The organism is Agarivorans sp. QJM3NY_25 (assembly GCF_050870875.2).
GTDB lineage: Bacteria > Pseudomonadota > Gammaproteobacteria > Enterobacterales > Celerinatantimonadaceae > Agarivorans.
Window position 1 is genome coordinate 3,074,142 of record NZ_CP194041.2, and the last position, 12,162, is coordinate 3,086,303.

Here is a 12,162-nt window from a genome sequence, read left to right on the forward strand (position 1 = left end):
CGCTCTTTTTAATACGCTAAAGTAATGAACTAAAAGTAGGTTTATTGGTTTTTAGGCGAGTTTATTTCTTCCTAATGATTTAGTAGGAAATATTGAAAGGACTAGGATGATTTGAGGAGGTTAAGCGAGTCGTTGGTTGTAGCTGAATCTTGGCTTTCTATTGAGTTTATTTGAATTGCAATAATGGGCAATTGAATGTTCTGCACCAACAACGGCACCCGTTCTTTCTCCATATTCTGTAGCGATACATGGCCAGTTTTCTGAAGATATATTGAGGCGTTGTAAAATTGGCAACAATGTAGTGTCTATTGCACCTCGCTTGTCTTCTCGGATGATTCTGCCTGTCATGTCAACAAGCTCAAGGTAATCTGATAAATGGAAAGGCAAACCATCAGGCATATTTTCTCTTGGGTTACCGACAAAAGGATAAAGCGGTTTAGGTTGTTTTTGGTGTCTTGCAGCAACCACACGTTTTTTCACACTGGTGAACTCTGAGGTTTCAAGTATTCGGCTTATTTTTGCTCTTAAGGGGTTGAGGTCAACATACGCCATATAAGCCGCTAATGCGGCTTCATCTAGTAAAGCTTGAGACTTAAAACGCCCTTCCCAGAATCGTCCTGTGCATTGATCTTCAAAGTTAGCTTGTCTGGCAATGGGCTCATTTAACTCTTTCATGAACCAGCTAATGTCCATGAGACGATTTCTAAAGGTCTCGGCTGACGATTCCACTAACATTAGAGCGTATTCAGATAGGGACTTACCTCGTACATATTGCTGAGTAAACAAGGTGCCTTTATGGATCTTATGCCACCTTTGAATAACCTCCAACGTAGACCATTTTGCTATTTTCTCTGAGTTAATATGTAACACCACATGAAGGTGGTTACCATCACCGCATAAGCACAAATATCGATAGCGAAGACACTCGCTAGAAATAACAGTCTATTCTCAACCCAACCTCGGCGATGCTCAAAACTTTCACCTGATATAGGATCTTCCCCGCACACAACAATGCAAACAAGACATCCATTTAAACATTTCAATTGCTGATAGGCATGGCTGCTTATGTGATTTTGTCCCACGAGTTAGAGTGGGTGTCTCAATAATGCCACGAAAAAATGTTTAGGATTCAAGCAACCCGCCGTCATTTTCAAAGAAATAATGGAGGCGGCTTGAGAATTAAGAATGTCGCAGTTCGGAGTTGAATTCGGGGCTGTTTAAAGTTAATCAGCCAACACGAGAATTTATGAAGCAAGATGTGGCTGCTTATATGAAGTATTACAACTTAGAGCGGTTTCATTCGGCCAATGGTGATTTATCACCAGTGGCGTTTGAAAATTCTCAACTAAAAGCGAGTTAGAGTGGGTGTCTCAATAATTTGGTTGGGATGGGTGTCTTGTTTGACGCTTATAATTTGGTTGGGGTGAGTGTCTTGTTTGACGCTCTCGGCCCCGCCGACACCAACACCGTTTTACTATAGAAAGGAGCATCGGGCTTGTTCAACACCCGAATAAGGGACCCTGTAAATAATTCTGTGTAACTGCTTTGGGTTACAAGTAATCAGTAAGTCGGTCTTCAAACATAATCATAAAGCGATTGAGAGCCTGTCGCCAGTTTCTTATTGGCATCGACCAGCGTTTCGATGCATCCATAATTGCAAGATAGACAACTTTCCTCGCTGATTCATCCGTGGGGAATAGCTTACGCTTCTTTGTCGCTTTGCGTATCACACTGTTCAAGGACTCTATCGCATTCGTCGTGTAAATGGCTTTACGAATGTCCTGAGGGTAGCTGAACAATGTATTTAAATTATCCCAATGCGCTGTCCAAGAGCGGCTTATCTGTGGGTATTTATCATCCCACTGGTCACCAAATTGTTCGAGGGCCAGAAGCGCTTCTTCCTCGGTATTCGACTGGTAAATACCTTTGAGATCTGCCGTTACAGCCTTGTAGTCTTTCCAAGGGACATACTTCATTGAATTGCGCACCATGTGGACGATACAGAGCTGTATTTGGGTTTTTGGGAATACGGCATTAATAGCATCTGGAAAGCCCTTCAAGCCATCAACACAAGCGATAAGAATGTCGTTGATACCTCGAGTCTGGAGTTCAGTGAGAACGCTGAGCCAGAACTTCGCACCTTCCGTTTCAGATATCCACATCCCTAAAAGTTCTTTCTGACCTTCGATATTTACGCCCAGAGCCAAGTAAATCGCCTTATTGACGAGCTGTTTGTTTTGGCGGATTTTCACCACGATGCAATCAAGGTAGACGATGGGATAGACTGCATCCAGTGGCCGTGATTGCCATTCAACAACCTGCTCTAGAACTGAGTCGGTAACTTTAGATATGAGGCTTGCAGAGACATCAGCATCGTACATTTCTTTGAACGTAGCGACGATTTCACGAGTTGTCATGCCTTTGGCGTAAAGGCTTAATATCTTGTCATCCATCGATTGAAATCGAGTTTGATGCTTACGAACAAGCTTCGGTTCAAACGAGGCATCTCGGTCTCGAGGTACATCCAGTTCAATCTCACCATCGTCGGTGATCAAGGTCTTGGATGAATAACCATTACGACTATTCTTATCGGGCTTTTCAGCGTGTTTCTGATAACCGAGGTGGTCATCAAGCTCAGCATTTAACGCTGTCTCAACAGTCACCTTGGTTAACATTTTACGAAAGTCATCTAGATCTGAAGGGGTCTTGATTGACTTAGCGGCTTCACGAGCAAATGCTTCGAGAACTTTCTTATCCATGTTGCTTATCCTTAGCCTGTTCAGGCCTAATTATAAGCAATTACACAATTTAATTTACAGGCTCGAATAAGGTGTCGGCTGCGCAATACCCAGGGTGAGATCGCGAACATTATTTAACCAAGTTCATCCTATTTGACCTGCAGATCGAGTTGTGATCTTATACTCTCTTTTTCGAGAGTATCACCATGAGTATCGATGCCTTTTCTCTTCATTTCGGCGACCTAAAAGACCCACGTCAGTCAGCGAAAATCAGTTATCCATTATTTGATGTTCTATTCCTGACTATTTGTGCAGCGATAGCCGGTGCCGAGGGATGGGAAGACATTGAAGATTTTGGAGAAATCCACCTTGATTGGTTCCAAGATAAGGGCTTATTCAAAGATGGTTTACCTGTTCACGATACCATTGCTAGAATCGTCTCGCGCCTTGACTCTAGCGAGTTTCAGCAGTGTTTCATCAGCTGGATGGAAGCAGTCTCTGCTCGCTCCGAAGGCGAACTGATCGCTATTGATGGCAAAGTCTTGCGTGGCTCCTATGATCGTGAATCCCGGCAATCTACCATTCACATGGTCAGTGCATTCGCCACTAAAAATGGTGTTGTCATCGGTCAGCGAAAAACAGATGCTAAGTCGAACGAAATCACGGCTATCCCGGAGCTCATTAAGCTACTGGATATCAAAGGTTGTTTGGTATCTATTGATGCCATTGCATGCCAGAAAAATATCGCTTCAACCATCGTCGATAACGGTGGTGATTATCTGCTTGCAGTTAAAGGTAACCAAGAGACACTGGCTAAATCTGTTCAACAAGCACTGTTAGAAAGCGTAAAAGCTACGAGCTTACGGAATGATGTCACTATCGAACAGGGCCATGGACGTGTTGAAGTCCGTGAATATCATGTACTTCCTGCAGGTGAACTTATCAAACAGTTTCCAGACTGGAAAGGCTTAAAAAGTATCGGGGTTGCCATTGGTTATCGCATTGATAAAGCAGGTAAAGAATCACTCGATTATCGCTATTATATTTGTTCTGCAGAACTCAGTGTGGAACGTTTTGCAGCTGCTGTTCGTGGTCACTGGGCCATAGAAAACAGTCTACACTGGGTTTTGGATGCATCTATGAATGAAGATGCTTGCCAGATTTACCGTGGCAACGCGGCAGAGATCATGGCTTGTATGCGCCATATAGCTATAAACATGCTGCGTGCAGAAACGACAAGAAAAGCCAGCATCCGGCGCAAACAGAAAATTGCAGCTATGAGTTGTAGCTATTTGGATAAGGTGCTGCTGGCTGGTTTTAAAGGAGTGAGTGAAAAGTGAGCATTCATGCTCTCACCCTGGCGCAATACCTATTCTTATTTGTTGTATTTTACCTTTAACCACTGGCCAAACGAACACGAACTAAAGCATTACGAGCAATCAAAACATGAAATGGAAGAATGGTCTTAAGGTAAATTTTACCGCCTATATTATTTGTACGCACCCATGTAGATAAAAACACCCTTCCATTTTGAGATATTACGGACACTCTAAAATTTAAATGTTTATCGTTAAAACCAGCAATCAATTCTTGATTATTTTCAACTTCAACAGGAAAGAACCCTATTTTATCTTTTGCTTCGGGACCATCGCTTGAAAGACCAAAGGGAGAAGTTACCAAATTTCTAATACTAACTAGAAAGCGAGCCCAAACAGGAAAATCCGTGATGATTTCCGCCGCATGACGAGGCGTCAAATCAGACTTTACGGAAAAACAGTCTATAAAATCCGTAGCTCTAATTCGTTTACTCAGAAGACTGCTCAATGGAAGTTCAGTTGCAATAACTTTATTCATCATGTCCATTCTTAATTTTAATGTAAAACGTCCCAATAGAGGGGGGGAGTAGTTATACTTTACTTTTTTACTAACTCAAAAAACTGAGAGTGGTTTTGGTTGCCTTTAAAGCGAATAAACCACATGCGCCCAATTGCGCAGGTGCCAATTTAACCACCGAAAACACCGCCGCCGATTGATACCAAAACTGCTAAGGAATTGGGTCGAATGCTGCTGTTTGTTATAGCTCAGCGATATGTGACAAAGTTTCTGGGTGACTCTGAACCAGCTTTAGAAGGGTAACAGCTTGGCCGTTTGGAGCACTACGTCCTTGCTCCCAGTTTTCCAATGTTCGAGATGATGTATGCAGCAAACGAGCGAAAACACCACGTGACATATTAAACTGCTCACGAATACTCACAATTTCATCAGGTGAGATATTTAGATCGCTAATATCGTTAACTTGATGGGTTTTAAGGGTAAGCTTGCCCTCTGAGTGCTCTTTCGCTTCAACAAGAGCGGAACTTAATTCTGCAAATAGGTCACGATTGCTCATTGCGCCACGCCTCCATAAAAGACTTTAACTGTTTCTTTTGTTCTGCGGTCAAGTCTGACATTTCATTTTTGCCATAGATAGTTAGCAAGTAGAAACGCCGCTTATCATCGAGGAAGTAATAGATCACACGTGAGCCTCCACGCTTACCTTTGCCTTTACTTGCAACTCGAATCTTTCGCAAACCAACTGTACCTTGAATCACATCCCCCTGCTTAGGGTTGGACATTAACTCAGCTTGAAAGAGTCTGAACTCTTCATCACGGAGGTATTCATTTCGGTACTTTTCAAAGATGGTTGATTCGACAAATACGCTTTTCATACAGAAAGTGTACGCAACTAGCGTAGAGAAGGCAAACTCTACGTATAACTCCCCAAATAAATCACTATTGACAGTTTAGGCTATAAAGGCGTTTCGTTAGTTGGGATGGGTGTCTTGTTTGACTGACTGCGAATTAAGGTGTCGGCTGCGTGACACCTATTCTTATCTGTTAGTTACAACTTGTTATTTTCCAGTTCAGATATCCTGTCTTTTAGCTTGTCTAACCTTCTTGAGTAAAGGAAAAAACCAATTTGAGAGAATATTATTGCAACATAGAATAGATTATCTTTGTGTTCAGCGGAAGAATCATTCCAAAGCCAAATCGCAAAAACAGTGACAGCTACATATGAAAGAACATTATAAATCATTAGTGTAACTCCGAAGTTAATAGCACACTACGATTCGCAAGTTCTCTATTCACTTTTTTAAGTTCTGACTTGTTAAAAGCAACAGCACCCCAAATCACTAGCATAGCCACTACGACCAAACTTTCCTTTTGCAAGGGACTTCTCATATAGATCTTTAATACCCAAACTGGATGCACCAATCCCAACATAACTAACGAATGTATCTAAAAACTCATGAAAGCTCTTGTCATTCTGTAGCTCTTTATTCGTCATGGACCACACTCCATACTGTGAATTCAAAAATGTCGCATCCAATGCCCCAGTGATAAGTTTCCCCATCAATGCTCGATTCGATACACTCCGAATAATTTTCATTGCATCGATTCGCTGTTTTTGACTTAGATGCCTATACAAAATCATAGAGCAAATTGCATCGGTTTCATTCTTTCCTCCTCCGACAAGTAACTCCGGTCGGAAACCGATAATTTTTGCAAGGGTTCTTAATTGCTCTCGCTCACTCGATGGTAAGTTGTAGGGCAGTTTACTGATTGAAATTACACTAGCCATTTATGCCTCCGTGCATATTTTTTGATATAAAACTTAAGGTCGCATATCTCTCCTACGATATACGACGTATATTTTTCGAATACTAACCCTGCTTTAAAGGGTAAATAGCACAGACTTCACGCCAAATTGCCACCTTTAGCACCAAAAACTAGACATAATGATCCCCTGGTGAAAGTGTCGACTTCCTGCGTTTATTGTGGGGTCGTCAAACTAGAGCCACACTGTTAAATGCAAGTCATAACAGAACAGGAGATCGACATGTCTAATCTAGCTCGTTTGTCATTGGACTAGACGTTCACAAAGAAACCACAGATGTCGCTTATTGTGTTGATAATTCAAGAGATGAGCCTGTATTCCATGCCACCATCCCCACCAACACTCGCTCTATCAACAAATCTATCAAAAATACAAAATCTTGGCTACTCATCTTTGTGTAGTTTATGAAGCAGGGACTAAAAACAAGACATCCACTTAACCGACTGAAAACAAGACAGCTACTTGAACATTTCAATAGCTGATGGTCATGGCTGTCTATGTGATTTTGTCCCACGAGTTAGAGTGGGTGTCTCAATAATTTGCTTCCAAACGCCAGAACCAGGGGGAATTAGGGTTTACCGCCGTACTGCATACCCATAGCCGCCAGCGTAACCTGCATCCCCACTTACATGTATTGGTGGCCGGTGGGCGCTATCACAGTGCGAAGCAGCAGTGGCATCACTGCAACAAGAAGTACTTGTTTAACGCCTTTGCGCTGGCCAAGGTATGGCGAGGGAGAATGCTAGATGCGCTCAGTCAACACCCAAACATCAAGTTGCCCCCGCATATCCCCACCAAATGGGTGGTCGATTGTCGCAACGTAGGTTTTGGGCTGCCCGCGCTACAGTACTTATCTCGCTACTTGTATCGCGGGATCTTATCCGATAACGACATCATCAGTACCGATAATGACCAAGTGAGTTTTAGGTATCTAGATAGCCAAAGCCACACCACCAAAATCCGCACCTTGCCTACCTTAAGGTTCTTAAGGCTTATCTTGGCGCATGTATTGCCCAAGGGATTACAGCGGGTGAGAGATTATGGTTTTTTACGGGGCAACGCCAAACACATATTGCGGCGCATTCAGTTACTCCTGCGAGTGCCGCAACGCGTGAACCTCGCCGCGCTCCAAACCGACAACCACAGCGCGACCCGGCCATGCCCTTGCTGCCAGCACCCCATGCACTGCACAGGCGTGAGTCGAACGAGCTAGCCGAAAGGCGAACAGGATAAGGAGAATGGCAGGGCTTAACATGAGGATGAATACATACAAAAAATAACAGCTTAGCACCATGTATGACAGGCAAAGGCTTAACGCCATTCACCCAGTCTTAGCCAAACTCGCCTTGTAAAAAGTAACAAGGCCTTGGCCCCGCCAACATCAATACCGTTATTTACTATAGAAGGGAGCATCGGGCTTGTTCAACACCCGAATAAGGTGGCGGCTACGCGACACCTATTCTTATTGTATGGATAATTATTAAGAAATATGAGTAAAGTGAGACTCAGGCTTAAGCAGCAACTTAAGCTTCTATTTAATAGCTCGATATTCTTAAGGCTCCTTTCAAAGGCCGATAACAAACGTGAGCATTAAGTGGAACTCCAAGCACCACACTCGAATAGTCTACAGGGTCTAGAACCCGTATTACGCAATATAGAGTCAGCTTATTATGAATACAGTAACAAATAAATGTATTAACGTCGGTGTCGATACAGGTAAAGAACAACTTGATGTTTATATTAGACCCCTCGACATTTTCTTCACTGTCTCCAACGATGATAAAGGTATCAAGCAAGCCATAAAAATCATTCAAAAACACACGCCATTACGAGTCGTGATTGAAGCTACAGGTCGATTAGAAATGCCTTTTATTATAGCTTGTCACAATGCCAAACTACCGTATGTAATAGCCAACCCTGTTCATGTAAGACGTTTTGCAGGCGCTATCGGGCAGAGGGCTAAAACAGACAAACTTGACGCAAAACTTATCGCGCACTACGCCGAAGCTATAAAGCCCAATTTAACGACACTAAAGCCAGATTCTATGCGACTCATGGCAGATTTAGTCATCCGAAGAAACCAGCTTCTTTCGATGCAAACAATGGAAAAAAATCGCATGAAAATTATGCCCTCGCAACTCATTCTGACGATTAAACCTATTTTAACTGCGTTTAAAAATCAGATAGAGAAAATTGAAAGCAAGATTATCAAGCTAATTGAAAGTAACCCTGAGTATCAAGCCAAGAATGGGATATTACAAAGCATGCCAGGAATAGGGAAAATTGCAGCGGCGTCTATCATTAGTAACCTTCCAGAGTTAGGGTTAATAACCAATAAACAAGCCTCATCTCTCGTCGGAGTGGCCCCAATGAACCGAGAAAGTGGCCGCTATAAAGGGCTCAGAAAAATTCAAGGGGGACGAGCTCAAGTAAGAACCGTGTTATACATGGCCATGATGTCAGCCATCCAATGTAACCCCATTTTTAAGAGCACATATCAGAGGCTTTTAGCTGAAGGGAAACCTAAAAAAGTAGCCATCATTGCATGCCTAAGAAAGATGGTAACCATCCTAAACTCAATGCTACGAGATGGCGCCTTATGGGATGCAAAAATAATTTAATCTAACTTGTATTAGTTCCGACTAGATCTGACACTACTTCTTGAAAAGTAGAGAGTTACCCGTTTTGATAAAGGTGTTGAATCTTTAATCAAAATATCCAAAAAGGAAGGTAACTCTCTATGTTGCATACTAACAACCCGATCATCAAACACAAAGCTGGTTTACTCAATCTTGCCGAAGAACTTGGCAATGTGTCTAAAGCTTGTAAAGTCATGGGCGTATCTAGGGATACGTTTTATCGCTACCAAGAGCTTGCAGAGGAAGGTGGCTTAGATGCCCTCATCAACAGGACTCGGCGAACGCCTAACCTTAAAAATAGAGTCGATGAAGCAACCGAACAGACCGTCATTAAATATGCTATTGAGCAGCCCGCTCATGGCCAGCATAGAACCAGTAACGAGCTACGCAAACAAGGTGTGTTTGTCTCTGGCAGTGGTGTTCGCTCAATTTGGTTACGCCATAGTCTCGAAAACTTTAAAAAGCGTTTAAAAGCCTTAGAAGCTAAAGTGGCTAGCGAAGGCATTGTACTTAGTGATGCGCAAGTTGCTGCGCTTGAAAAAAAGAAATACGATGATGAGGCTTGTGGGGAAATTGAAACCGCTCACCCTGGCTACCTAGGCTCACAAGATACGTTTTACGTAGGCAACCTGAAGGGCGTTGGACGCATCTATCAGCAAACCTTTGTTGATACCTATAGCAAAGTCGCTTTTGCTAAGTTGTATACCACCAAAACGCCAATAACAGCAGCTGATGTGCTGAATGACAAAGTTCTGCCGTACTTTGAGTCAAAGGGCTTGCCCATGCTTCGTATATTGACTGACCGAGGTACAGAATACTGCGGCCGAGTAGAACAGCATGACTATCAGCTCTATCTAGCCATCAATGATATAGACCACACCAAAACTAAAGCAATGTCGCCTCAAACTAACGGCATCTGCGAGCGATTTCATAAGACGATCTTGAACGAGTTTTATCAAATCACATTTAGGAAGAAACTGTACTCAACACTAGAGGAGCTGCAAAAAGATCTGGACGAGTGGATGGATTACTACAACAATGAACGAACCCATCAAGGAAAGATATGCTGTGGCAGAACACCACTTGAAACATTAGTCGATGGGAAAACGGTTTGGGCTGAGAAGAATTTAGCTCAAATCTAAGCTGACAAGGCACCCTAAAAATCGGGTAACTGTCAGATCAGGTCTGAGCTACTACATCTAACTTATTGACACCATAGTCGTTTGTTAGGTATTCTTTCCACCGATGCTTTCAATCTTGTTCGGCATTCCCCGCCCATTGTTCCACCAACGGTTTGGATTTTCACTATTCGGGTTGTAAGCGGCCCGGCTTGCCCAATCTTCTCGTAGAAAAATAACAGGTTCTTCATAGTGATGGACGAAATGGATGGCGTCCATGACCTTTTCCAGAACTGCAACGTCGCGCTCAATAGATACCTTCAATTCAACCATTGGGTAAGTTTCAGGCTGTCCTGCGACGTAAGTTTCTACATGTGTTGTGGTCGTTGAGTCCTCTTCTGGTTGTGAGGTTTCCATACCTTGACCGGAGATACTAGCATTACGTCGATAACGCCCATATTTAAGAGGGTGTACTGCAATAACTGCATCCAGAATTTTATCAACATCCTCAATGGGAGTTTGGATTTCTAACGTCCATACGGGAACGAAACTCCCGGAAGTAGCCTGATAACTATTCAACACCATTTGTACGCTCCTATATTTTAGTAATTCAGATTTTCAATAGAATACCTAACGCCTTGCTAAACGGAACTTGTTAGATCGATATATTTAAATTCTATCTCGATAGCCACTCATTCTTAAAACCTTTTCTAGCAATCAATACGTGTGAAATGATCATACCTATTAAGGGCAGTGTAAACATTGAAATAAATGTAAGTACTACCCATAAAAACCAATTCAACTTATTCTTTGATGCTATTATTCCCAAAGAAATAATATACCCAAATAGTAAAGAGCCCGTATAAATACCAAGCTCTAATTCTTTGTTCATAATTGATACTGTAACCAACACAATAATCGAAATTAGAATGATAGTGTGGATAACAAACCATTTTCTATTGTTACTTTTATACATCTGAAAATCTTCTGCATTCAATAACGTTTTTGGGCTAAGTTCAACTTTGTTCATTTTTTGCATTTTTCACTAACTCCGAGTGAGATCTAACGCCGCGTTAAGCGGACTAAAATTGTGGGTTATAATGTGTAGCGAAGCGAAACGTAACCCACTGTTTTAGTTCCGTTTAAACGCATAGTTAAATTGCTTACCAAGGTAGCTCACCTGTATCCAAACTTATATAGTCTCGTGTTTTTAGTTTGTTGCATTTCACCATCGCCAGTAATTTTTTTGCTGATAATTCTGGTGTCATGTCAGCATCAGTTGAAGCCATTTTGGTTAATAGTCGTCCCGGGTGTATCGCAACAACTCGAATATTCAAATCTTCTAGATCATCAGCAAGGCAAAGTGTAAGCATATTCTGTGCGGCTTTACTTATGCGATAAGAATATGAGCATCCTGAACCTTTAGCTGCTAATTCAGACTGCATAGTTAATGAGCCTCTACGAGAACTGATATTGATTACAAGGGAATTATGCTTTCTTTTTAAAGCAACTAAAGCCCCCTTAACTGTCGCTAAGACACCTATACAATTAGTTTCAAATTCTTTACGCAAAAACTCAGATTTCGTAGATTCTAGCGTTGGGGCTTTTGTACCCGAACCAGCATTGTTGATAATAACATCTAAGGATATATCGCTTAACCACTCATTTAATAACACTTCATATTTATTAGTGGTCACGTCACAAATTAAAACATTTGCGTCAGGTAACTCTTTAAGTAAATCAATTTTTGAAGATTCAGTACGTACTACTAAATACAATTCATAACCACAGGCAGAAAATTGTTGTGCTAATGCTAAACCTAACCCTCTATTTGCACCTGTTATTAATACAGAATTCATAATACTCCATTGCAATTTAACGCTAAGTAGGCCGCACGTGCGGTCTATCCCATTCAATGAGCGCGCGTCCTATCACAAAAAACATGATCTTCATCACGTTCGCCCATCAATTTATGATTTGATATTAACCCATTGTCTACCTTAGTTTTT

The 12,162-nt window shown here is 41.9% G+C and carries 11 protein-coding genes and 3 pseudogenes; 5 read left to right on the forward strand and 9 right to left on the reverse strand.

Annotation, left to right across the window (positions count from 1 at the left end; genetic code table 11):
* Window positions 1–120: 120 nt before the first annotated feature.
* Window positions 121–1,082, reverse strand: a pseudogene (locus ACRRSW_RS14025) (transposase).
* A gap of 131 nt (window positions 1,083–1,213) precedes the next feature.
* On the opposite strand from ACRRSW_RS14025, the pseudogene ACRRSW_RS14030 reads away from it, so the two are divergent.
* Window positions 1,214–1,360 (forward strand): annotated as a pseudogene (locus tag ACRRSW_RS14030) (IS3 family transposase); the annotation flags it as partial.
* 190 nt (window positions 1,361–1,550) lie between these two features.
* On the opposite strand, the gene ACRRSW_RS14035 reads toward ACRRSW_RS14030, so the two are convergent.
* Window positions 1,551–2,759: an IS256 family transposase gene (locus tag ACRRSW_RS14035; RefSeq protein WP_432452821.1), complete on the reverse strand. Its 1,209-nt coding sequence runs from the start codon at window positions 2,757–2,759 to the stop codon at window positions 1,551–1,553.
* A gap of 185 nt (window positions 2,760–2,944) precedes the next feature.
* On the opposite strand from ACRRSW_RS14035, the gene ACRRSW_RS14040 reads away from it, so the two are divergent.
* Complete coding sequence (locus ACRRSW_RS14040; protein ID WP_432459626.1) at window positions 2,945–4,078, forward strand: ISAs1 family transposase; 1,134 nt, start codon at window positions 2,945–2,947, stop codon at window positions 4,076–4,078.
* A 55-nt stretch (window positions 4,079–4,133) separates the two neighbouring features.
* Here ACRRSW_RS14040 and ACRRSW_RS14045 read toward each other — a convergent pair whose 3' ends face one another.
* From ACRRSW_RS14045 to ACRRSW_RS14060, 4 genes are all read right to left on the reverse strand, one after another.
* Entirely contained in the window at window positions 4,134–4,595 is a 462-nt protein-coding gene (locus ACRRSW_RS14045; protein ID WP_432459643.1) for a DUF2867 domain-containing protein, read from the reverse strand.
* Between the two features lie 217 nt (window positions 4,596–4,812).
* Window positions 4,813–5,127 carry a helix-turn-helix domain-containing protein gene (locus ACRRSW_RS14050; protein ID WP_432452593.1) on the reverse strand — a complete coding sequence of 105 codons (315 nt, stop codon included), beginning with the start codon at window positions 5,125–5,127 and terminating at the stop codon, window positions 4,813–4,815.
* Entirely contained in the window at window positions 5,114–5,446 is a 333-nt protein-coding gene (locus tag ACRRSW_RS14055; protein WP_432459644.1) for a type II toxin-antitoxin system RelE/ParE family toxin, read from the reverse strand. Before ACRRSW_RS14055 ends, ACRRSW_RS14050 begins: the two co-directional genes overlap by 14 nt.
* 440 nt (window positions 5,447–5,886) lie before the next feature.
* Window positions 5,887–6,360 carry a hypothetical protein gene (locus ACRRSW_RS14060; protein WP_432459645.1) on the reverse strand — a complete coding sequence of 158 codons (474 nt, stop codon included), beginning with the start codon at window positions 6,358–6,360 and terminating at the stop codon, window positions 5,887–5,889.
* A 580-nt stretch (window positions 6,361–6,940) separates the two neighbouring features.
* Between ACRRSW_RS14060 and ACRRSW_RS14065 the strand changes: the two are divergent.
* From ACRRSW_RS14065 to ACRRSW_RS14075, 3 genes and pseudogenes are all read left to right on the forward strand, one after another.
* Window positions 6,941–7,609: pseudogene (locus ACRRSW_RS14065) on the forward strand (IS91 family transposase); the annotation flags it as partial.
* 457 nt (window positions 7,610–8,066) lie between these two features.
* Window positions 8,067–9,017, forward strand: a complete 951-nt coding sequence (locus ACRRSW_RS14070; protein WP_432459646.1) for an IS110 family transposase — start codon at window positions 8,067–8,069, stop codon at window positions 9,015–9,017.
* Between the two features lie 119 nt (window positions 9,018–9,136).
* Window positions 9,137–10,177, forward strand: coding sequence for an IS481 family transposase (locus ACRRSW_RS14075; RefSeq protein WP_432459037.1), 1,041 nt, complete (start codon window positions 9,137–9,139; stop codon window positions 10,175–10,177).
* An 84-nt stretch (window positions 10,178–10,261) separates the two neighbouring features.
* Here ACRRSW_RS14075 and ACRRSW_RS14080 read toward each other — a convergent pair whose 3' ends face one another.
* The 3 genes from ACRRSW_RS14080 to ACRRSW_RS14090 form a co-directional block, all read right to left on the reverse strand.
* A complete protein-coding gene (locus tag ACRRSW_RS14080; protein WP_432459647.1) occupies window positions 10,262–10,738 on the reverse strand; it encodes a hypothetical protein in 477 nt (158 codons plus the stop codon).
* A 91-nt stretch (window positions 10,739–10,829) separates the two neighbouring features.
* A complete protein-coding gene (locus ACRRSW_RS14085) occupies window positions 10,830–11,192 on the reverse strand; it encodes a hypothetical protein (protein ID WP_432459648.1) in 363 nt (120 codons plus the stop codon).
* A 124-nt stretch (window positions 11,193–11,316) separates the two neighbouring features.
* A complete protein-coding gene (locus tag ACRRSW_RS14090) occupies window positions 11,317–12,012 on the reverse strand; it encodes an SDR family NAD(P)-dependent oxidoreductase (RefSeq protein WP_432459649.1) in 696 nt (231 codons plus the stop codon).
* Between the last annotated feature and the right edge of the window lie 150 nt (window positions 12,013–12,162).

Bases quoted from the DNA above. Each gene is read 5' to 3' on its own strand.
- ACRRSW_RS14035 (WP_432452821.1), bottom strand. From the start codon at position 2,759: ATGGATAAGAAAGTTCTCGAAGCATTTGCTCGTGAAGCCGCTAAGTCA.
- ACRRSW_RS14055 (WP_432459644.1), bottom strand. From the start codon at position 5,446: ATGAAAAGCGTATTTGTCGAATCAACCATCTTTGAAAAGTACCGAAAT.
- ACRRSW_RS14045 (WP_432459643.1), bottom strand. From the start codon at position 4,595: ATGATGAATAAAGTTATTGCAACTGAACTTCCATTGAGCAGTCTTCTG.
- ACRRSW_RS14075 (WP_432459037.1), top strand. From the start codon at position 9,137: ATGTTGCATACTAACAACCCGATCATCAAACACAAAGCTGGTTTACTC.
- ACRRSW_RS14040 (WP_432459626.1), top strand. From the start codon at position 2,945: ATGAGTATCGATGCCTTTTCTCTTCATTTCGGCGACCTAAAAGACCCA.
- ACRRSW_RS14080 (WP_432459647.1), bottom strand. From the start codon at position 10,738: ATGGTGTTGAATAGTTATCAGGCTACTTCCGGGAGTTTCGTTCCCGTA.
- ACRRSW_RS14050 (WP_432452593.1), bottom strand. From the start codon at position 5,127: ATGAGCAATCGTGACCTATTTGCAGAATTAAGTTCCGCTCTTGTTGAA.
- ACRRSW_RS14085 (WP_432459648.1), bottom strand. From the start codon at position 11,192: ATGCAAAAAATGAACAAAGTTGAACTTAGCCCAAAAACGTTATTGAAT.
- ACRRSW_RS14060 (WP_432459645.1), bottom strand. From the start codon at position 6,360: ATGGCTAGTGTAATTTCAATCAGTAAACTGCCCTACAACTTACCATCG.
- ACRRSW_RS14090 (WP_432459649.1), bottom strand. From the start codon at position 12,012: ATGAATTCTGTATTAATAACAGGTGCAAATAGAGGGTTAGGTTTAGCA.
- ACRRSW_RS14070 (WP_432459646.1), top strand. From the start codon at position 8,067: ATGAATACAGTAACAAATAAATGTATTAACGTCGGTGTCGATACAGGT.